Origin of the sequence: Rhodococcus artemisiae, assembly GCF_036327795.1 — a bacterium.
Classification (GTDB): Bacteria; Actinomycetota; Actinomycetes; order Mycobacteriales; family Mycobacteriaceae; genus Rhodococcus; species Rhodococcus artemisiae.
Genome location: NZ_JAUTXY010000005.1, coordinates 322,759 through 344,037 on the forward strand (window position 1 = coordinate 322,759; position 21,279 = coordinate 344,037).

The 21,279-nt window shown below is 64.8% G+C and carries 20 protein-coding genes; 10 read left to right on the forward strand and 10 right to left on the reverse strand.

Features of this window, described 5'->3' with window-relative positions; all coding sequences use genetic code 11:
• Nucleotides 1-8: 8 nt before the first annotated feature.
• A complete protein-coding gene (locus tag Q7514_RS13970; RefSeq protein ID WP_330133858.1) occupies nt 9-608 on the reverse strand; it encodes a hypothetical protein in 600 nt (199 codons plus the stop codon).
• A gap of 137 nt (nt 609-745) precedes the next feature.
• On the opposite strand from Q7514_RS13970, the gene Q7514_RS13975 reads away from it, so the two are divergent.
• Nucleotides 746-1,906: an iron-containing alcohol dehydrogenase gene (locus Q7514_RS13975; RefSeq protein ID WP_330133859.1), complete on the forward strand. Its 1,161-nt coding sequence runs from the start codon at nt 746-748 to the stop codon at nt 1,904-1,906.
• 105 nt (nt 1,907-2,011) lie between these two features.
• Here the strand turns inward: Q7514_RS13975 and Q7514_RS13980 are convergent, their stop codons facing one another.
• A complete protein-coding gene (locus Q7514_RS13980; protein ID WP_330133860.1) occupies nt 2,012-3,649 on the reverse strand; it encodes an ABC-F family ATP-binding cassette domain-containing protein in 1,638 nt (545 codons plus the stop codon).
• A gap of 191 nt (nt 3,650-3,840) precedes the next feature.
• Complete coding sequence (locus Q7514_RS13985; RefSeq protein WP_330133861.1) at nt 3,841-4,590, reverse strand: oxygen-binding di-iron domain-containing protein; 750 nt, start codon at nt 4,588-4,590, stop codon at nt 3,841-3,843.
• Nucleotides 4,591-4,718: 128 nt separating this feature from the next.
• On the opposite strand from Q7514_RS13985, the gene Q7514_RS13990 reads away from it, so the two are divergent.
• Nucleotides 4,719-5,567 (forward strand): alpha/beta hydrolase, encoded by an 849-nt coding sequence (locus Q7514_RS13990; protein WP_330133862.1) that lies wholly within the window; start codon nt 4,719-4,721, stop codon nt 5,565-5,567.
• 22 nt (nt 5,568-5,589) lie between these two features.
• Complete coding sequence (gene ygiD / locus Q7514_RS13995; protein ID WP_330133939.1) at nt 5,590-6,435, forward strand: 4,5-DOPA-extradiol-dioxygenase; 846 nt, start codon at nt 5,590-5,592, stop codon at nt 6,433-6,435.
• Between the two features lie 4 nt (nt 6,436-6,439).
• On the opposite strand, the gene Q7514_RS14000 is transcribed toward ygiD, so the two are convergent.
• The 5 genes from Q7514_RS14000 to catA form a co-directional block, all read right to left on the reverse strand.
• The gene (locus Q7514_RS14000) at nt 6,440-7,423 is read right to left on the reverse strand and encodes an alpha/beta hydrolase (RefSeq protein WP_330133863.1); all 984 of its coding nucleotides are present in this window, start codon (nt 7,421-7,423) and stop codon (nt 6,440-6,442) included.
• A gap of 106 nt (nt 7,424-7,529) precedes the next feature.
• Nucleotides 7,530-8,666 carry an alkaline phosphatase family protein gene (locus Q7514_RS14005; protein WP_330133864.1) on the reverse strand — a complete coding sequence of 379 codons (1,137 nt, stop codon included), beginning with the start codon at nt 8,664-8,666 and terminating at the stop codon, nt 7,530-7,532.
• Between the two features lie 133 nt (nt 8,667-8,799).
• Nucleotides 8,800-9,081 (reverse strand): muconolactone Delta-isomerase, encoded by a 282-nt coding sequence (gene catC, locus Q7514_RS14010; RefSeq protein ID WP_054805083.1) that lies wholly within the window; start codon nt 9,079-9,081, stop codon nt 8,800-8,802.
• A gap of 40 nt (nt 9,082-9,121) precedes the next feature.
• Complete coding sequence (locus Q7514_RS14015) at nt 9,122-10,249, reverse strand: muconate/chloromuconate family cycloisomerase (RefSeq protein WP_330133865.1); 1,128 nt, start codon at nt 10,247-10,249, stop codon at nt 9,122-9,124.
• A 111-nt stretch (nt 10,250-10,360) separates the two neighbouring features.
• Nucleotides 10,361-11,212, reverse strand: a complete 852-nt coding sequence (catA, locus tag Q7514_RS14020; RefSeq protein ID WP_330133866.1) for a catechol 1,2-dioxygenase — start codon at nt 11,210-11,212, stop codon at nt 10,361-10,363.
• 206 nt (nt 11,213-11,418) lie between these two features.
• On the opposite strand from catA, the gene Q7514_RS14025 reads away from it, so the two are divergent.
• The gene (locus Q7514_RS14025; protein ID WP_330133867.1) at nt 11,419-12,216 is read left to right on the forward strand and encodes an IclR family transcriptional regulator domain-containing protein; all 798 of its coding nucleotides are present in this window, start codon (nt 11,419-11,421) and stop codon (nt 12,214-12,216) included.
• A 34-nt stretch (nt 12,217-12,250) separates the two neighbouring features.
• On the opposite strand, the gene Q7514_RS14030 is transcribed toward Q7514_RS14025, so the two are convergent.
• A complete protein-coding gene (locus tag Q7514_RS14030; protein ID WP_330133868.1) occupies nt 12,251-13,186 on the reverse strand; it encodes an AraC family transcriptional regulator in 936 nt (311 codons plus the stop codon).
• 201 nt (nt 13,187-13,387) lie between these two features.
• On the opposite strand from Q7514_RS14030, the gene Q7514_RS14035 reads away from it, so the two are divergent.
• From Q7514_RS14035 to Q7514_RS14045, 3 genes are all read left to right on the forward strand, one after another.
• Complete coding sequence (locus Q7514_RS14035; protein WP_330133869.1) at nt 13,388-13,951, forward strand: flavin reductase family protein; 564 nt, start codon at nt 13,388-13,390, stop codon at nt 13,949-13,951.
• A 49-nt stretch (nt 13,952-14,000) separates the two neighbouring features.
• Nucleotides 14,001-15,614 (forward strand): 4-hydroxyphenylacetate 3-hydroxylase family protein, encoded by a 1,614-nt coding sequence (locus Q7514_RS14040; RefSeq protein ID WP_330133870.1) that lies wholly within the window; start codon nt 14,001-14,003, stop codon nt 15,612-15,614.
• Nucleotides 15,615-15,703: 89 nt separating this feature from the next.
• Nucleotides 15,704-16,195 carry a hypothetical protein gene (locus tag Q7514_RS14045; RefSeq protein WP_330133871.1) on the forward strand — a complete coding sequence of 164 codons (492 nt, stop codon included), beginning with the start codon at nt 15,704-15,706 and terminating at the stop codon, nt 16,193-16,195.
• Between the two features lie 96 nt (nt 16,196-16,291).
• Here the strand turns inward: Q7514_RS14045 and Q7514_RS14050 are convergent, their stop codons facing one another.
• Nucleotides 16,292-17,218, reverse strand: a complete 927-nt coding sequence (locus Q7514_RS14050; RefSeq protein WP_330133872.1) for an AraC family transcriptional regulator — start codon at nt 17,216-17,218, stop codon at nt 16,292-16,294.
• A 162-nt stretch (nt 17,219-17,380) separates the two neighbouring features.
• Here Q7514_RS14050 and Q7514_RS14055 point away from each other — a divergent pair, with 162 nt between their 5' ends.
• The 3 genes from Q7514_RS14055 to benA all read left to right on the forward strand — a co-directional run bounded on the left by Q7514_RS14055 (nt 17,381) and on the right by benA (nt 21,266).
• Complete coding sequence (locus tag Q7514_RS14055) at nt 17,381-18,592, forward strand: cytochrome P450 (protein ID WP_330133873.1); 1,212 nt, start codon at nt 17,381-17,383, stop codon at nt 18,590-18,592.
• A gap of 1 nt (nt 18,593) precedes the next feature.
• The gene (locus Q7514_RS14060) at nt 18,594-19,586 is read left to right on the forward strand and encodes an FAD-binding oxidoreductase (protein WP_330133874.1); all 993 of its coding nucleotides are present in this window, start codon (nt 18,594-18,596) and stop codon (nt 19,584-19,586) included.
• A 303-nt stretch (nt 19,587-19,889) separates the two neighbouring features.
• Nucleotides 19,890-21,266, forward strand: a complete 1,377-nt coding sequence (gene benA / locus Q7514_RS14065) for a benzoate 1,2-dioxygenase large subunit (RefSeq protein WP_330133875.1) — start codon at nt 19,890-19,892, stop codon at nt 21,264-21,266.
• Nucleotides 21,267-21,279 lie beyond the last annotated feature (13 nt).

The window sequence follows — 21,279 nt, forward strand, 5'->3', positions numbered from 1 at the left end:
CCACGGATTCAGGACACTTCGACGAAGTTCCCTTGCGCGTCGTAGTACACCGACTGACGGTCGCGTTCGGGTCCGTTGACGACTGCAATCTCGACGACGCCCGAACGGTCCCGGGACACTCTCGGACCGGAGGCATCGAGGTCCGCAGGATCACCTTCCACCCGCGTGAACGAGTCTTCCCACGCCCGGTGAACAATCTCGGGTGTCGCCTCGCCTGCCGGGAACAACGTTGCCTCGAGGGCCTCGTACTTGTCTGCCCCGCCGTAGTCGTAGGGCCGAATCTCGCGACGGTCGGTGTAGATGTTCGCTATGTACTGGTTGAACTCGGTCGGCGCAGCGGGGTCGAGCGCATCGACAGCGAGGCTTCCGGCCGGTGAGTACGAGATCGCCGAGATGCGAATCTCGTTTCTCGAAGCTCCGGTCATGTCCTCCAACGCCGCCAGCATCGACTCCACTTCGTCCAGGGTCAACACGGAGGGATCGGAATCCGACTGTACTGCACTCGTGGGTGCTGATTCCGCTGCGTCGGCAGTGCCGTCCGACGATCCGCACGCAGCGAGCGCGGGCAGCAGCGCCAGCGCACCCAACGCGGAAACAAGTCTCTTCATCACAGCTGTACCGCCCCAATCCACGCAGTTCCGATAATCCGGGCAGATTTTACTGACACCGACGTGGGCGCGGTCCCAGCCGTGCACAAGGTGTGTCCCAGTGCACACTCGACCGCCTCGGGTGACATGATCCGAGCATGACTGCACCCATCGCGCTGCCGCGCATCATGCGCATCGGCGGCGGAGCCGTCCGCGAGATCGGCGACGTCGTCGCGAGCCTCGGCCTGTCCCGCCCACTCGTGGTCACCGATTCGTTCCAGGTCGGCACCGGCGCGGCCGAGAAGATGCTCGACAACCTCGACGCCGCCGGCGCCACCGCGCGCCTGTTCGCAGACACCGTGCCCGACCCCACCACCGACTCCCTCGAAGCGGGTGTCGCCGCACTCGCCGAACACGACGCCGATTCCGTCATCGGGTTCGGCGGCGGCAGCCCGATGGACACCGCCAAGGCACTCGGCATCCTCGGCCGGCAGGGCGGGCAGATGCGCGAGTACAAGGCCCCGCGCAACAACATCGGGCCCGCCCTCCCGATCATCGCCGTACCCACCACAGCCGGAAGCGGTTCGGAAGCAACCCAGTTCACCGTCATCACCGACAGCACCAACGACGAGAAGATGCTCTGCCCCGGCCTGGCGTTCCTTCCGGTCGCAGCGGTGATCGACTACGAACTGACGCTGTCGATGCCGCCTCGACTGACCGCCGACACCGGCGTCGACGCGCTCACCCACGCCATCGAGGCGTACGTCAGCCGCAAAGCGAATCCGTTCTCCGACAGCCTCGCTCTCATCGCCATCGGCACGATCGGAAAGGTACTGCGACGGGCATATGCCGACGGCAACGACGCCGAGGCCCGTGAGCAGATGATGCTCGCAGCCACCCAGGCAGGCATCGCGTTCTCCAACTCGTCGGTCGCACTCGTGCACGGCATGAGCCGCCCGATCGGCGCGCACTTCCACGTCGCCCACGGGTTGTCCAACGCGATGCTCTTTCCGGCGGTCACCGCCTTCTCCGTGGGCGCCGCCGAAGCCCGCTACGCCGACTGCGCCCGCGCGCTCGGGGTCGCGACATCCGGCGACGATGACACCGCCGCCGCGAACCACCTCGTCGAAGCACTACGCGAACTGTGCCGCGACGTTCAGGTCCCGACGCCCAAGGCCTACGGCATCGACAAGACTCAGTGGGACGAACTGATTCCGCTCATGGCCGAGCAGGCTTTGGCGTCCGGCTCGCCGAACAACAATCCGCTGGTCCCGAGCGACGCAGAGATCCGAGATCTCTACGCGCAGGTATACGGCTGACCACGGTCAACCGGTGGCGTGGCTTACCACCGTGTTCTGAGCGAATGGATCATCGGGCTTGATCAATCGAGCCGACGATACATTCGCTCACACCGGGGTGATCGCTTACGTCAACGCCAGATGCGGCCACTCGGCGATGTCTCGTCGCAGCTGCCGGTCGTGTGTCGCGAGCACGACGACCGCGTCGGTCACACCGAGCGCGTCGGTCAGCTCGTCGACCAGCGTGATCGACAGGTGGTTGGTCGGCTCGTCGAGCAGCAGCACGTGCGGTCGGGTTGCGAGCACCATAGCGAGGTCGAGCCTGCGTTGCTGCCCCATCGACAGATCCCGGACTCGTTGACCGAGATCATGTTCGGTGAACAGACCCAGATGCTCGAGTGCCACCAGTTCCTCACCCGGGACGATGCCTGCAGATTCGAGCGCACCGACATGCCGCTCGTAGACTTCCCGGACACGGGCCGCTGAGGGCGCGGGCGATTCCTGGGCAAGGCGTCCGACCCGCACGAGCTCCGCAATGTCCAGGTCTCCGGACGTGGGTGTCAGTTCGCCGGCAAGCACGGCGAGGAACGACGACTTCCCGGCCCCGTTGGGCCCGGTCACGGCGAGTCGTGCGCGCGCACCGAGGGACAGCGAGACGGGGGTGGTGAGCCGTCCTGATACGGTAACGTCCTCCGCTCGGATCAGCGGAACGTCGGGAGCGATCCCGTCGAGCTCGGCGCCGAGTGCGGGCATCGAGAACCGCAGCGGCGGTGGTGGAGTGGTCACCGCATGCTCGTCGAGCGCGTCCTGTCGCCGGTGCACCGACTGCACCAGCGCCGGGGCGCGGGTCGCTCGCTGATGCTTGCCGGTGCCCTTGTCGGGCCGCCACCCTGTGACGAGCCGATCCTGGGCTGCCTCGAGGTCCACCGCAAGACGCGCATGCTCTGCTTGTTGGCGTGCGTACTCGGCGACCCACCGCTCGTACTCCGCGACACGTCCCTTGCGGTATCCGGCGTAGCCGCCGCCGTACAGGCGGGGGCGGCCGTCCACGCTGGGATCGAGATCGAGGATCGACGTCGCCACATCGGTGAGCAGCGCACGATCGTGGCTGACGAGGACGACACCGCTGCGCGTCTGCTGCAGCCGTTCGGTCAGATATTCGAGCCCCGACGCGTCCAGGTGGTTGGTCGGCTCGTCGAGCAGCAGGAAATCGTGCTCTGCGCCGAGGATACCCGCCAATCGGACGCGGTAGCGCTGCCCCACCGACATCTCGGCAAGGAGACGCGACCGGTCGGTCACCGCGCCCAGCGCTTCCAGTGCGGTATCGACGCGCCGGTCGGCATCCCACGCGTGGAGTAGTTCGGCAGCATCCAAGGCTTCGGCATACGCGTCCGCCGCGCCGGGTCGGTCGTCTGCAAGGGCCTGCGCGGTCTCATCGAGCAGGCGCAACACCTCACGGACATGGACGAGTTCGATATCGATGAGGTCACCGACGGTGCGTCCTTCGGTGACGGCCATCTCCTGCTCGGCGACACCGAGCGAGCCTAAGCATCGCACCTCGCCTCGATCGGGCTCGAGATGCCCGGCGAGGACATCCACCAGCGTGGACTTGCCGCGGCCGTTGTCCCCGACGACCCCGATACGCGAACCGGGTGTCACCGCAAGATCGACACCCTGCAGGACGGGACGACCGCCGCGAGCAATGTGTACGTCGTGAGCACCGAGTTGGGCTCGAGCGCGTTGGGGCAGGGTAATGGTGGTCATTGTTCCTCCGGGGAGGCGCACTCGGCCCACGACAGATGGGGCATGCGCTTCTGACGAACGGCCATGAGAACAGGCCGGTGGACACAGCTCGACCCGTCGCCTCGGCTACGTCACGAGGTACGGATCGGTGTCGTCAGTTGAAGAGAAGCGCTTGAATCACGTCGTCCAGGATACCGATCCCCGCGACGACGTCAATCGCATTTGTTCACGTCGTCGGGGCGGACACTTTCGAGTGCAGCGGTGAATCGCTCTTCGTAGGCCGCGGCGAGGTCGCCGAGAGCCGCGTGGCAGTCACCCTCGTACGCAGGTGCATGCATCGGTGCGAGCATGCGCGGCTGTAAGTCTGCGAGCGCACGGATGGTCGGGGCCAATTCCGGTGTCAGGCACGTCGCGTGTCCCATATCTTCCGCTGCCAATGCGGGGCCTACTATCTCGCTGTCCGTCTGCGCCGGATAGCTGCCGAATGCTGTGAACAGGTCGCCGCACAGCAGCGTCGACGTGGTCTCCTCGAACATCAGTCCGGCGTCCCACCCGTGTGGCACATGGGGCGTGTCGATGTGGCGGACTCGGCGCAGACCTGTGTCCAGCACTTCGCCGTCCTGCAAGGGCCGTGGCGGCCGGTCGGCGAGGTCGTTGACCTGAACGAAGCACGCCATTGCGCCGTGCGCGACTTCGGCAGCCGGCGCTACGGCGAGCCACGAGTTCATCGAGCCGCATTCGTCCGCCTCGACGTGACCGAATGTAATCCACCGCAACCGATTCAGCGGGATCAGTCGTGCGACCGCGTCGGAGACGGAAGGGAACAACGACCGATACCCGGTGTGGAACAACAGCGGCTCGTCGCCACCTATCAGGAATTGGTTCATCGTCAGGTTCGCCTCGTCGACGAACGTGGACAGCCGGTAGACATCGGGAGCAATTTCGGTGATCACTGTGTCCATCACGATCCCTCTCGCTATGAGGTCCCCTTTCCGAGGTTCCTCCGGTCTCGTCGAGTCCACAAGCTCGGAGGGTGCCCCCGTGGAAAGATGCGGAGGACGGCCATGTGACCACCCGGTAGGAGATGCCCATGCAGCGCACCGAGTCCTCGTTCACCGGGGGCAACAGCACTCGAATCGTGTACGACGTGTGGTCGCCCGACAACGGTGAGGTAACCGGGGTGGTGGTGTTGGCGCACGGACTCGGCGAACATGCGCGACGCTACGACCACGTCGCTGAGCGCCTGGGTTCACTGGGCCTGGTCGTGTTCGCGCTCGACCATCACGGTCACGGCCGTTCCGGCGGCAAACGCCTGCACGCGCGCGAGATGTCGGAGTTCACCGACGACCTCGACCGGCTGTTCGATATCGCGACGCAGGCCTATCCGGGTCTACCGGTCTTCCTGCTCGGGCATTCGATGGGTGGCGCGATCGCGCTGGCGTATGCGCTCGACCACCAGGACCGTCTGACGGCGCTCGCACTGTCCGGGCCCGCAGTGGTGGTCACCTCCGGAACGCCCGGTCCGGTTGTGGAAATCGGCAAGGTGATCGGCCGTTTCCTGCCCGACCTTCCGATACAGAAACTCGACAGCAACGCGGTATCGCGAGATCCGGCGGTCGTCGCGGCGTACCAGGCCGACCCATTGGTCCACCACGGGCTGGTTCCCGCTGGGATCGCACGCGTAATGATCGACAACGAGCAGAGCCTGGCGCGGCGTTTGCCGTCCCTCACACTGCCGGTGCTGGTGCAGCACGGCACCGCCGATGCTCTCGCCGATCCCGCGGGCGCTCAGCTGATCGTCGGCCGCGCGGGCTCGGAGGATCTGACCCTGAAGCTGTACGACGGGTTGTTCCACGAGGTGTTCAACGAACCCGAGAACGACAGGGTTCTGGGCGATCTCGTCGACTGGTTGCGCCCTCGCATCGCCCCGGAAAGGTGAGTATCGCTCGATGACCACACGTATGCCCGTCGCATTCATCGGCCACGGCAGCCCGCTCAATGCACTCGAATCGAACCGGTACACGCAGGCGTGGGCCGCGTTCGGGGAGTCGGTGCCGACACCGCGCGCGATCCTGTCCATCTCGGCGCATTGGTTCATCAATGCCACCGCAGTGACCGCGATGCCGTCGCCGCGCACGATCCACGACTTCTTCGGGTTCCCGCAGGAGTTGTTCGACGTCGAGTATCCGGCGCCCGGGCTCCCCGAGCTGACGGAGGAGATCGCGGATCTCGCACGACCGAAATGGGTGGGTGGCGACGTCGATTCGTGGGGTATCGACCACGGCACGTGGTCTGTGCTCACCCACATGTTTCCCGACGCGAATGTGCCGGTCGTGCAGTTGAGCCTCAACGCGTACAAGCCGCTCGAGTATCACGTCGAACTCGGGGCGTCGCTCGCGTCACTGCGGGATGCCGGTGTGCTGATCGTCGGCAGCGGCAACATCGTGCACAATCTCCGCAGTATGGATTCGTCGAAGCCGAGCGAAGGGTTCGACTGGGCCCAGCGTTTCGACGAGGCAGCCGGCGAAGTGCTGCGCGACCGGCCCGGCGATGCAGCCGCCTTGCAGGACCATCCCGATTTCGCGAAAGCCGTACCGACGCCGGACCATTTCCTGCCGATGCTGCACTTCGCCGGACTGCTCGCCGCATCCGGAGAGCAGCCCGACACCCTCGTCGGCGGGGTCGACTACGGATCGTTGTCGATGACCTCTTATACGGCGGGTGCGCAGTGCCCGCCGGGTGCCGAGAACGGCGGCCACGGTGCGGGACTTTCGGATTCGACCGATCCGTCGAACACCAACCTGTAGTGGATCAGGCGGCGCGACCGTCGTCGACTGCGACCACGGCACGCCGCGCGAACCGGGTGCTCAGCCCGATGAGTTCCATCGCCTCGGGCAGTGCTCGCGCGAGGACCGGCCACGCGTGGATCTGCTCGCGCCACAGGTGCGTTTCCACCGTCTTTCCCGCGTCGGTGAGTCGCTCGGTCATGTCCTCGACGTCGGGTCGCGTCAGCTCGAATTCGGCTGCAGACAGGAACATCGGCGGGAAGAGATCCGGGTCGGCGTCGACAGGGTTCATCTCACCCTCGATCGCTTCCTGACCCGCCAGCCAGCGCGGGCGCAGCTTTTCGAGCGCCTCGATCGGCAGGTAGGCATCCTTCTTCATGTACTCGAGATCATGGCCGGAGTCGTCGAGATCCAGGCTCAACAGCGGCGAGTAGCCGATGACGGCAGCCGGTCGCTGGAGGCCGCGGCGAGCGGCGATCTCCGCGACCTTTACGGCGAGATACCCACCGGCCGAGTCGCCGCCCACGATGATCCGGGTGGGATCGACGGCAGTCTCGAGCAGAGCGGTGTACGCATTCATTGCGTCGTGGACCGACCCCGCAATGGGAACCGCCGGGACCTGCCGGTAGTCCATGGAGTACACGGGCGCCCCCGAATCGAGCGCGAGTTGCACGCACAGCTGCCGGTGCGTCGAAGGCCCACAGAAGATGAAACCGCCGCCGTGGAAGTACAGGATGGTGGCGTCCTCGAGAGGGTCATCGACGGGTTTGGGCGAGATGATGCACTCGCCGGGCACTCCACCGAGATCGGCGTCGACGATCTGCACCGACCGCGGCCTGGGGGTGACCTTGTCGACCACCCACGAGAGCCTGCCGAGAAGGCCGATACCGAAGTCGTTGCTCGGCCAGATGCTCAGAATCGGCTTGACGAGGATCCGGACGATCCATAGAAGGATCAGCGCGATCCGACTCGTCCGATCGTGCCAGGTCACAGAAGCTCTGAAGCTCATGTGCACACACTATGTGACAAATCGGATTGCGGGTACGCGACGTTGCCCACGTCGCGACCCGTTTTGCGGTTCACCACACTCGGCTCCCACTGAAGACCCCCGCTGGTCACTGAAGACGTAGCAGTGGCACGAATAGTTCGTCGTCGGTGAGTGCACCGTGTTGTCCGGGCAATTCCGACATCACTCGCTCACCGTCCGTACGGATGACGGACGACTCCCCTCTCCCGATCGCGACGATGTCGCCGATGCGTCCGACGAGCGACGGCGTGGGTTCGGGCCCGAACAAGCCGGCGGCGAGCACGTCGTCGCGGGTGCCGACCCACATGTCGTCGCCGAGTTCGTTCCGCCAGCGTTCGAGCACCGTGTCGACGCTGTCGGTGTAGACGTGCCGGCAGCGAGGTTCACCGGCGATGACGCTCACGTCCTCACCCAGTCCCGAAGTGTGGTCGAAGTCGACGCGGCGCCCACGGGAGGCGTCGATCATGCCGTGATCTGCGGTGACGAGCAGTCGGGCGTCGCGGGGCAGCGCCGCGGCGAGCTGCTCGACGAACCGGTCGACGACGGTGAGCTGCGCGAGCCACGCATCCGATTCTGGCCCGTACACGTGGCCGAGCGTGTCGACCTCGCCGAGGTAGCAGTAGACGAGGCTGCGTTCGTCGGCTCCGATCGCCGATACCACGCGCGCGAGGAGATCACCGTAGGCGGAGACACCGACGAACGTGCCACCGCGCAGGACAGCGCGGGTCAGGCCACTGCCGTCGAAATGCCTCGGCACGACGGTGGTGACGGCGATCCCCGCATCAGTGCCACGCTCGAACGCCGTCGGGTGCGGTTGAACGTCCTCCGGGACCAGTTCGTCGCGCTTGTCGATGGCGGTGCCCGCGAGTGTCCATCGCAACCAGTTGACGGGTGCTTCGATCTCGTCGACGTACGACTGGTAGCCGGTGATCCCGTGGCGACCCGACGGGAGCCCGGTGCCCAGCGACGCGATGCTCACCGCCGTTGTGGTGGGGAAGCCGGCGCGGATCGAGTGTCCGGGGGCCGAGGTGAGGAACGGTGCAGCCTTCTTGTTCCGTTGCAGTAGTTCCCACCCCATACCGTCGACGAGCAGGACGACGGTCCGAGAGCACTCTGCAAGTCCGAGACGGTTCATCTCGCCGGCAACACCCGCAGAGGCGAGCACCGACGGCAGGAGGTCGGCGAGGGTGGGTTCGTCGTACACGTCGCGCAGCGGCAGGCTCATACTTCGAGTATGACCCGGACTGCGCCCGACCGTGCCCGTCCGCCCAACGAGTTGCCCGATCGAGTGTGCAGTTTCCGACGGTTCCAGTGAGAAACACGTCAACAACTGCACACTCGAACAGAATCCGCGCCCGCTACTTGACGTCCGACCCGTGCTTCGTCAGCGCCATGACCTCGATGTCCATGTACGGGAACAGCGGCAGGTTGAAGAGGATCTCGTGCAGCTCATCGGCCGAGTCCACGTCGAAGATGGAGATGTTGCTGTACTTGCCGACGATACGCCAGATCTCGGGCCACTTTCCGGCCCGCTGGAGTTCCTGGCTGTACGCCTTCTCCTTGGCGATGGTCTCGGCGCGCACCTCGGGGTCGAGGTCGCGCGGAATGTTGACATCCATCCGAACATGGAACAGTGCCATGGGTTTCTCCTTCGGCTGTGGCGGAAAATGGGGTACGACGTCAGTCGCGGGCGTACTTCTTCACGACATCCATGTCGAGCTCGACACCCAGACCGGGCCCCTCCGGCAGGTGCACCTGTCCTTCGGAGTATTCGAGCGGCTTCTTCAGCAACTCGACCGCGAACAGCTGGGGGCCGAACAGCTCGGTGCCGTAGTTGATCCCGGGCTCGGCGCATGCGAAGTGGATGGACGCGGCGGTTCCGATGGGACCTTCGATGGACGTCGCGCCGTGGCAACGCAGACCGGCGGCCTTCGCAACCGCGACGACCTCCTTGCTCCGCTGCAGGCCACCGCATTTGGTGGTCTTGAGGGCGATGACGTCGGCCGCGGCAAGCTTGGCGACCTCGTATGCGTCGTGCGGGGTCTGGACGGATTCGTCGGCCATGACCGGCGCGGAGACGCGGCGGTTGATCTCGGCGAGGACATCGAGCTGGTCGGCCGGGGTGGGCTGCTCGATGAGTTCGACACCGCCGTCGACGAGCTGCGGAACGTGTCGCAGGGCGGTGAAACGATCCCAGCGGGCGTTGACGTCGATGCTGAAACCGACCTTGCCGTCGAACGCCTCCACGATCTTCACGACACGCTCGGTATCGACGACAGGATCGAGAGCACCCATCTTGAGTTTGAAGGAGAAGTTGAGGCGCTGCTCCATCTTGTGGGTGACCTCGTCGACGATCTCCTCGAGAGGTGCCGCGCCGAGCGCCCAGCGCACGTCGACTCCGGTGCGGAAAGCGCCGCCGAGCAGCGACGCGACCGGGAGACCGAGGCTGCGGCCCCACGCGTCGTGCATGGCCACGTCGACCGCGGCCTTCGCGAAACGGGCGTTCGCGACGATCCGTTCGATATCGAGCATGACGCCGCTGATCTCGTCGACGCCGCGACCGATGATGTACGGGCCGATGTACCGATCGACGATCTGCTTCATCGTCTCGACGGATTCGCCTCCCCACCACGGGCCTCCGGGCACGACGCCTTCGCCGTAGCCGGTGACTCCGCCGGCGGTGGTGACGGCGACGAACAGGATCGGCTGCACTTCCGATGTCGTGGTCGCGAACTTGTGCGGACGAATCAGGGGCACGTCGACGATCGTCGATTCGACGGAGACGATCGCCAGGTCGGGGTCGGACATCTTCGGTCAGCTCACAATCAGTTCTGGGTGTGACGGTCGATACTGTGCAGGTGCACTCGTGGCGAATGCCGGCGCCCCTGTGGGACACCGGCATTCGAGGTCAGATGTGGATCACGCTTCGGGATCGAGAGCGAAGTTGTACGTCACCTCTGCGATGCCGTCGGAGTTCGTCTCCGGATCCAGGATCAGCTCCGGCTTGGTCGCGGTCGCGACGTCGTCGTCGACCCACTCGCCGCCCTTGAAGTAGAGCTGAGTGGTGACGGCGCGCTTGCCCGGGGCCGACACCAGCAGGTGCAGGTGGGCGGGGCGCCACGGGTGTCCACCGTAGGACTTGATGAACCAACCGGTCGGGCCGTCGTTCGGGATCTGGTACGGAGCCGGCTTGAGCGTGGTGATCTCGTAGTTGCCGTCCTCGTCGACCTCGATGGTGCCGCGCAGGTTCCACTCGGGGATGCCGGGGGCGAACTGCGAGTAGAAGCCGTCCTCGTCCGCGTGCCACAGTTCGACGGTGGCGCCGGGGATACCGTTGCCTTCGAGGTCGGTCACCTTGCCCTTGAAGATCAGCGGAGGCGCGACCTTGTCCTTCTCGCGCATCGGCATTGTGCACTTCGACGGCAGCTTCGGGGCGTTCGGCACGTAGTAGGGGCCTTCGATGGACCCCTTGGTGCCGGTGAAGTGCTTGCGGTTGTAGTGCACTTCCTCGATCTCGTGCTCGAGGAAGACGTCCAGCCACAGCGGCCACTCGCCGTACTCGCCGACGTCGATCATCCACTGCTTGAGCACCCGGTACTCGTCGTACGTCACCTCGTGCTTGTGGACGATGCCGGCGAGAGCCTCGAGCATGTCCTTGTAGATCGCGGCCGCACGCTCGACGGACGTGTCGGAGGTGGCCCGCTCGGACTTGAACTTGTCGGTGGCGGCGTTGCCGGAACCGTGAGCAGTGGGGTTCTCGGTGGTGGTCATGGACTCTCCTCGTCGGGGCTGAGAACGGTGTGGAAAGCGGCTGGCAAAAGCACTGGTCCGGTCGGATCCGGGGCTGCGGACTTACCGGAAGTACGCTGTGCGTACTTGTGGATCGCAGTGCGTACACCACATACTGTGCGTGTTGTCACATCGCTTGTCAACACCGGATGAGGCAACATCGACAAGTCCCGCAGGTAGGAGATGTGATGCCGAGCACCGGCCTAGGCAACAACCGGAGTAACGACCGCGACTTCGTTCAGAGCATCGAACGCGGTTTTGCGGTATTGCATGCCTTCGACGACAAGGATCCGAAACCGACGCTGGCCGAAGTTGCGACCAAGACCGACCTGTCGCGGCCGGCGGTGCGTCGAATCCTACTGACACTGCAGCGGCTCGGTTACGTTACATCGACGGGAACGCGCTGGTCACTGACTCCGCGAGTCCTGAGCATAGGGCAGCACTACACGGCCTCGCACACCCTGGTGGATTCTGCTCTGCCCAAATTGGTCGAGATCGCCGACCACACCCACGAATCGGCGTCGCTCGGCGTGCTCGACGGGACCGAGGTCGTGTACGCGGCCCGCGTACCGGTGCGACGGATCATGAGCATCAACGTCTCGGTCGGCACCCGCGTACCCGCGTACGCAACGTCGATGGGTCGCGCCTTGCTCGCCTGGTCACCACGCGAACAGGTCGACACCGTGATCGCGGAGACCCGGTTCGAGAAACTCACCCCCACCACTATCGACAACGCCGACGCCTTCCGCGTCGAACTTGCGGAGGTCCGCAGCCAGGGTTACGCGATGGCATCCGCCGAGCTCGAAGACGGATTGATCTCGCTCGCTGCACCCGTGTTCGACCCCGCCGGCCATGCGGTGGGCGTGCTCGCGTGTTCGACGTCGACGGGACGCCATACCCTCGATTCGTTCCGGGATCTATGTGCCAAACGCGTGGTGGACTGCGCTGAGACATTGAGCGCAGAACTCGGCTACCGCCACCGCTGACCAGTACCGATACCGAATCAGGCGCCCATCGCTTTCAGGAACGCAGCGTGGCCGAGGGCGCTACTCCGTACTTGCGCTTGTACGCCGCCGAGAACCGCCCGGTGTGTGTGATTCCCCATTTCAACGCCACATCCGTCACCGACAGATTCCTACCGGATCCCGCAGAGAGTTCCTCGTGGATGCGCGACAACCGCAGGTCCAGCAGGTAGTCGCGAGGGCAGACACCGAGATACTCCCGGAAGCCCTCCTGCAGACGACGCACGCTCACCCCGGCCACCTCGGCCATGTCCGCCGACGTCCAGGGCAACGACGGATCGTCGTGCACTCGGTCGAGGACCCGCTTGATGATCCGAGGCCGGGCGCCTCCCGTCGGATCGGCGTCGTCGGGCATCACCGCGAGAATGAACGACGAGGTCAGGGCACCGGAGAGCTGATCGGCAACCAGTGGGTTGTGCCAGAGGGATTCGTCGGATTTGAGCTGCTCGATGACCGAACGCAGTAACGCCATCCAGCTCTGCCCCGCGTCGGTCGACAGGTCGACCTGAGGGGGAAGGTGCAGGTCGGGGCGCCCGAGGATGCGGGCCATCTCCCGGTGCAGGTAATCACGTTCGAGCTTGACCCCGACGATCTCGCAGTCGCCACTCCACCGACGGATCGTCGCGTCGATGTCCGGCTCGAACACGGTTGCCTGTCCCACCCCGGACTCGGTCTCGACGCCACTGGCGATCGACTCGATCGTGCCCGACAAGGGAATGTTCACGGCATAGGCTCCCGGGTGCGAACTGTGCACCGACGCCTCGGCACCCCAACCGATCCGGGCCAACCGGATCGGCCCCAAAGGCAATGTGCGCAGGTTCAGGCGAGGTTCGACCTTCTCGAGGGGAGTGAGGTCATGCGAGAAGTACGCATGCGACACCACCTCTTCCACCTCGTCCCAGTCGGACGGGTGTCGAGTCGAATCCTCTGCCATTCTGTGATCCACCCTCGTCTTTTCGGATACCGGGGACCTTGATTCCAGTGTGATCAGGGACACGTCCCCTGGCAAACAAGGACTTTATACCTACCCGCCGCGCTAGGTGGATAGTGACCGCGCTCACTGGATCGCACATCTCTTCCGGTGTCCATATGGTCTGTGTCACACCAGATCGAACCGGACAGGGAGGACGCAGACATGGAACAGCGAGACCTGCGAAACATCTTCGGACAGTTCGCAAGTGGCGTTACCGTCATCACCTGCGCCAACCGGGACGGCGAACCGCACGGCGCCACCGTCACCGCGTTCACCGCAGTGTCGCTCGAACCGCGACTGTGCCAGGTCACCTTGACCCGCACCTCGAAGGCGTGCGGATTCCTGTCGGGCGCACCGTTCGCCGTGAACGTCCTCGCCTCCGACCAGGTCGACACAGCGATGCACTTCGCGGGCAGGCCGCAGTCGCCCGAGCCGACCTGGGAGGACGGCCCCACCGCCCCGGTCCTCGCCGGCACCGCCGCGACGATCTCGTGCATCCCGTGGCGCGAATACGACGGCGGTGACCACGTCATCTACATCGGCGAGATCGTCGATGCCTCGAGCCGTGAGGTGGATCCCCTCCTCTTCTTCCGCAGCACCTTCCACGACCTCGGCGCCCCCAGCGCGTCCGCGGCATGGAACGGCAGCTTGGACGATCCGCACAGCGGATGGTTCGACGCCCAGACCAAGTTCACCCCGCTTCACCTGGCCACATCCCCGGCCTGACAACCCCTGACACAGCGAATCCCTGCCCCACCGGACTAGGAGAAATTCCATGACCACCACCGAACCGCGCTCCGACACTCTCGACCGCTCCAAGGTCAACGTCGCCGCCGAGTGCGAAGCGAACCAGACGAAGAACTTCGCGACCCGCCCCATGACCGGCGACGAGTACATCGCCTCGATCGACGACGGCCGCGAGATCTTCCTGCACGGCGAGAAGGTCAAGGATTTCACGAACCACCCGGCGTTCCGCAATTCCATCCGGATGACCGCGCGCCTCTACGACGCGCTGCACACCGGTGAGCACGTCGACGCACTCACCACACCGACCGACACCGGCAACGGCGGCGTCACGATGCCGTTCTTCCGCACCCCGAAATCCTCGGCCGACCTGGTCAAGGACCGCGATGCCATCGCCACCTGGGCACGCCTGACCTACGGTTGGATGGGCCGCTCCCCCGACTACAAGGCCTCCTTCCTCGGCACCCTCGGCGCAAACGACGAGTTCTACAACCCGTTCCAGGACAACGCGAAGCGCTGGTACCGGGAATCGCAGGAGAAGGTCCTGTACTGGAACCACGCGATCATCAACCCGCCTGTCGACCGCCAGCTGCCCCCGGACCAGGTCGGCGACGTGTTCATGAAGGTGGAGAAAGAGACCGACGCCGGCCTCATCGTCTCCGGCGCGAAGGTCGTCGCGACCGGCTCGGCCATCACCAACTACAACTTCATCGCTCACTACGGCCTGCCGATCAAGAAGAAGGAATTCGCGCTGATCTGCACGGTGCCGATGGACGCACCCGGCATCAAGCTGATCTCCCGCGCCTCCTACTCGGAGAACGCCAACATCGTCGGCTCACCGTTCGACTACCCGCTGTCGAGCCGGATGGACGAGAACGACGCCATCTTCATCTTCGACAAGGTCCTCGTCCCGTGGGAGAACGTCTTCATGTACGGGGACGTCGACAAGATCAACCAGTTCCTGCCGGGTTCCGGTTTCCTGCAGCGCTTCACGTTGCAGGGCTGCACCCGCCTCGCCGTGAAGCTCGACTTCATCGCCGGCCTGCTCATGAAGGCCCTCGACGCCACCGGCGCCGGTGGATTCCGAGGAGTACAGACCCGCGTCGGTGAGGTCATCGGCTGGCGCAACCTGTTCTGGTCGCTGACCGACTCCATGGTCAACAATCCCGAACCGTGGATCGGCGACACCGTCATCCCGAAGCTCGAATACGGCCTGACGTACCGGATGTTCGCGATGCAGGGCTACCCACGCATCAAGGAGATCATCGAGCAGGACGTCGCCTCGGGCCTGATCTACCTGCCGTCGTCCGCCGCCGACTTCAAGAACCCCGAGGTACGCCCCTACCTGGACAAGTACGTTCGCGGATCCGACGGCATCCAGGCCGTCGACCGTGTCAAGGTCATGAAGGCACTGTGGGATTCGATCGGATCCGAATTCGGTGGCCGCCACGAGCTGTACGAGCGGAACTACGCCGGCAACCACGAGAACGTCAAGGCCGAACTGCTGTTCGCAGCCGAGACCCGCGGTGACGTGGCCTCCATGAAGGGCTTCGCCGAGCAGTTCATGAGCGAGTACGACCTCGACGGCTGGACGGTGCCCGACCTCATCGGCAACGCCGACGTGAGCGCCTTCTACAAGAAATAACACCTGCCACCGCGCGCGGGCGGACGACCCCCACCCTTACCCGCCCGCGCGCGGTTCCTGATCCACCCACCCGCGAAGGAGTACCCGAAATGTCTGCCGCGTCGAATTCTGGTGCCCCTGCCACCATCCCGGAGTTCGATGCCGTCGTTCTCGGGTGCTCCTTCGCTTCGAAGCGTGCAGCGACCCGGCTCCGCGACGACCTGCATCTGTCCGTCCTCGAGATGGTCGACGCAACGGCAGCCACGTACGACGACATCAACAATCGCTGGGAGATCCGCGTAGGTCGGATCGTCATCGCCCGGACGAAGTTCGTGATCGACGACGACGGGAAGATCCACCTGCAAGGTCGCGAAACGGGCGGTATCGATCCCACCTCCGTGACAGCGCACGGATTCCCCAACCTGTTCCGCCCGGCCGGCACCGATCGCACCGATTCCCTCGGCTACACGGTGTCGTGCATCGGGTACATGCGTGCGCACGGCCACGACTTCGTCGAGCGGCGGCTGCGAACAACGGTGGCCGACGACGACTATCCCGAGTTGTCTTTCGACCGTCCGATCCCGGCCATGTGGGTCGGGTAGCGGAGATACACACCTATTGGGCAGATGCACACCGTCAAACGGAAGTTGTCAAACGGTGTGCATCTGCCCAATTCTCTTGTCGCTGAAGCTCCGTATTCAATGCCGCAACATTCTCGAGGGCATCGTCCCATACCGCTTCTTGAACGCCGCCGCGAATCGGCCGGGGCTGCTGAAGCCCCACCGGAACGCGACCTCGGCCACCGTGAGACCGGAGTCGCCTGCCGCGAGTTCGGTGCGGGCGCGATCCAGCCTGATATCGAGAAGTACTGCGGAAGGACTGTTTCCGACGTAATCTGCAAACGTCTCCTGCATCCGTCGCACGCTGGTGCCTGCAATCTCGGCCATATCGGCCGCGGTCCACGGACGTGATGGATCGTCGTGCAACGCATCGAGGACGCGCCGGACCATCCCCGGTCTTGCCGCCGGGGCAGCATCTTCGCTCGGAGGTGCCACCGCCAACACGAACGCGGTCGTGACGGCACCCGCAAGCTGCTGCGACACGAGGGGGTTGGCAAGCGAACCCGCGCCTTCGGAGAGCTGATCCGACAATGAGGCAACCAGGCGGCGCCAATCACCGGCCGAGCCGGTCAGATCGATCTGATCAGGCAGCACGAGCCGGGACCGCAACGGGGCACCCAGAATGCGGTCGGCCTCTCGCTCGAGATGATCGCGATCGAACTTGACGCCCAGGACGGAACATTTTGCATCCCAACGCGTGATCCGATTCGGAGTGTCCGCACTGAACACGGTGGCCTGCCCCGGCCCGGAGACGACCTCACCGCCGTCGCCCCGGGATTCCAGGGTGCCCGTGAGCGGAATGTTGATCTCGTACGCTCCGGGATACTCGCACTCGATCGCCACATCGACGCCCCACGCGAGCCTGCCGATCATCACCGGGCCGAAATCCACCGACGACAACTGCAATTCGGGTCGCTCGGCACCGGACATGATGGTCAACTCGTGCGGGAAGTACACGTCGGCGACCACCCGGGAGGCGTCCTCCCAGTCCTCGAACTCTGCCACCTGCGCACCTCCCGGCTCCTGCTCGGCAACATTTCCGCGCGATGCGTATCGACTCCGCGCAATCGGCGTAGAACTCCGAGTGACCTGGATCATATGGTCCTCATCACAGCGTACGGAAGGCCCCGCGAGACAGGGCCCACGACCCACCCCGAGGAGCATCCCATGACGAGCACTCTCTCCTGGATCGACGAAGTCACCATGGCCGAACTCGAACGCAACCCGTACCCGGTCTACGAGCGACTGCGGACCGAAGCACCCATCGCATTCGTGCCTGTGCTGGGGGCATTCGTCGCGTCGACAACGGAAGCGTGCCGCACGATCGCGAACAGTGACGACTTCGAAGGGATCATCACCCCGGCCGGTGGCCGCACATTCGGGCATCCGGCGATCATCGGTGTCAACGGCGATATCCACAAGGATCTGCGGTCGATGGTCGAACCGGCGCTGCAGCCGAGCGAAGTGGACCGGTGGGTCGAGAAACTCGTCCGACCGATCGCCCGCCGCTACCTCGAAGCATTCGACGCCACCGGTAGGGCCGACCTGGTCACGCAGTACTGCGAGCCACTGAGCGTCCGGGCCCTCGGAGACCTCCTCGGCCTCGAGGACGTCGGCTCGGACACACTTCGCGAATGGTTCCACAAGCTGTCCGACTCGTTCACGAATGCCGCAGTCGATGCCGACGGCAACTTCACCGACCAGAAACGATTCGACGAGGGTGACGCCGCCAAGGCCGAGATCCAGTCGATCGTCGATCCGCTGATCGACCATTGGATCGAGCATCCGGACGACAGCGCCATCTCACATTGGCTGCACGACGGCATGCCCGAGGGGAAAACCCGCGACCGCGACTACATCTACCCGACGCTCTACGTGTTCCTCCTCGGCGCCATGCAGGAACCTGGGCACGCCATGTCGTCGACACTGGCCGGCCTGTTCACTCGCCCCGAGCAGTTCGAGGCCGTCGTCGACGAACCCGATCTGATCCCCCGTGCCATCGCCGAGGGAATGCGCTGGACCTCGCCGATCTGGTCGGGAACCGCCCGAATCGCCAAGCGCGACACCGTGGTCTCCGGAACAGAGGTCGCCGAAGGGTCGGTCGTCATCCTCTCCTACGGATCGGCCAACCACGACGCCGACACGTTCGAAGCCCCCACCGAGTACGACATGACGCGACCGCCGCTACCCCACCTCGCGTTCGGCACCGGCAACCACGCCTGCGCGGGCATCTACTTCGCGAACCATGTCTGCCGTATCGGGCTCGAAGAACTGCTCGAAACCATCCCCAATCTCGAACGTGACACGAGCGAGGACGTCGAGTTCTGGGGCTGGGGCTTCCGCGGTCCCACCTCGCTGCACGCAACCTGGGAGGTCTGACATGTCGTACACCGTCACTACCGGCGCCACATCGGTCGACTGCGGCCCCGATCAGCCCCTTCTGGACGCGTTCCTGCGCAGCGGCGTGTGGATGCCCAACTCGTGCAATCAGGGAACGTGCGGCACGTGCAAGATCGAGGTCCGCTCGGGTTCGATCGACCACCGGACTTCGCCCGAGAACACACTCCCTCAGCACGAACGCGTCGCAGGATTCGCACTGGCCTGCCAGGCCACGCCCTGCAGCGATATCACGATCGACCCACCGATCGCAGAGGAGCCCACGTCCACGCACGTGTTGCACGACTTCGTCGCCACGGTTTCCGAGGTGCGCGATATCGCCGCAGATACACGACGCGTGCTGCTGACCCTCGACGAACCCCTCACGTTCTCCGCGGGGCAGTACGTCGATGTCACCGTGCCGGGAACCTCGACCACACGCCAGTACTCCCTCGCCAACCCGCCCACGGAACCGAAACTGCTCGAACTGCATGTACGCCGGCAGCCCGGCGGGGTGGCTTCCGAATGGCTGTTCGGATCCATCGATGTGGGCGACCGTATCGAAATGACCGGCCCGTACGGCGATTTCACGTTCGACGAGGAGAACACGGGACCGATGGCGCTGCTCGGCGGCGGCACCGGTCTCGCACCGCTCAAGGGTATCGTCCGTCATGCGCTCGCGCTGGACCCGGATCGGGAAATCTTGCTGTACCACGGCGTGCGCACCTGCGCCGACGTGTACGACGCCGACTACTTCCGTGAACTCGAGAGCAGGAATTCCGGTTTCCGATACGTCACGTGCGTGAGCCGTGAGAACGGTGGCGATCGCGAAGGCTACGTCACCGATGCCTTCGTGGAGGACGTCGCCTCGGCGAAGGAGTTCACGGGCTACATCTGCGGGTCGGAGAAGTTCGTGGAAGCCTCGGTGAAGTCGTTCAAGCGGCGCCGGATGTCGCCGCGTCGGATCCGGCGCGAGAAGTTCACCGCCGCCGGGTAGGGTCCCGCTCGCCGAATGGCCGAATGTCACCTTCATGCAGCTCGAGCTCACGAAGGTGACATTCGGTCATTCCGCTCGTCCAGAGCACTTCGTCCCTCGAGCCTCGGGTCCTAGGTATCACTAGGCATTTACCCGGTGTGACCGTAGACACAGGATGTCAGGGTAGTAGTAACGCCGGACACAGCCCGTCCGAGCCGCACCGGACACAGCCAGTCCACAGAGTCCCGCGCGACAGCTATGTACGAGCCGGAATCGGACATCAGCCCTGTACGTCCCGGGAACTACGCCGACACTGGAGGACCCATGACCGACATCGTGGAACACGTGCGCACCCACATCGACGGAGCGCTCGTCGAAGATCCGGACACCGGACGGCACCAGATCCGCCGCGACGTCTTCACCGACGAAGAGATCTTCGAACTCGAGATGAAGTACATCTTCGAGGGCAACTGGGTGTACCTCGCGCACGAAAGCCAGATCCCGAATGTCGGCGACTACTTCACCACCAACATCGGTCGTCAGCCCATCGTCATCAGCCGCGACAAGGAAGGCGAACTGCACGCCCTGATCAACGCGTGCAGCCACCGCGGCGCGATGCTGTGCCGCCGCAAGACCGACAACCGCACGACCTTCACGTGCCCCTTCCACGGCTGGACGTTCCGCAACAACGGCAAGCTTCTCAAGGTCAAGGATCCGCGCGACGCCGGCTACCCGGAGCAGTTCAACACCGACGGCAGCCACGATCTGCGCAAGGTGGCGAAGTTCGAGAGCTACCGTGGGTTCCTCTTCGGTTCGCTCAACCCCGACGTCAAGCCACTCTCCGAGCACCTGGGCGACTCGACCAAGATGATCGACATGCTCGTCGATCAGTCCCCCGAGGGACTCGAGGTGCTTCGCGGTTCGTCCACCTATACCTACGACGGCAACTGGAAGCTCCAGGCGGAGAACGGCGCAGACGGCTACCACGTCTCGGCAACGCACTGGAACTACGCGGCCACCACCGCGCGTCGTACCGCCGGTGAGTCCGCCAACGAAACCAAGGCCATGGATGCCGGCACGTGGGGCAAGCAGGGCGGCGGCTACTACTCGTTCGAGCACGGCCACCTGCTGCTGTGGATGTGGTGGGGCAACCCGGAGGACCGCCCGCTGTATCCGCGCAAGGACGAGCTCGCCAAGGAATTCGGTGAGAAGAAGGCCGAGTTCATGGTCGGTGCGTCGCGCAACCTGTGCCTGTACCCGAACGTCTACATCATGGATCAGTTCTCGTCGCAGATCCGACATTTCCGCCCCATCTCGGTGGACAAGACCGAGGTGACGATCTACTGCATCGCGCCCAAGGGCGAGAGCGCCGAGTCCCGCGCCAACCGCATCCGCCAGTACGAGGACTTCTTCAACGCCACCGGCATGGCGACTCCCGACGATCTCGAAGAGTTCCGGTCCTGCCAGAAGACCTATCTCGCGACCGCCGCCCCGTGGAACGACATGAGCCGCGGCGCCACCCACGTCCTGAACGGCCCGGACGAGGTCGCGAAGGACCTCGGCATGGACAACATCCTGTCCAGCGGGGTGAAGACCGAAGACGAGGGTCTCTACCCGATCCAGCACGGCTACTGGCTCGACGCGATGCGCAAGGCCGTCGACGCCGAAGCCGCAGCAGCCGGCGAGCCCACCGCGCTCTGAGAGGAACCGAGAT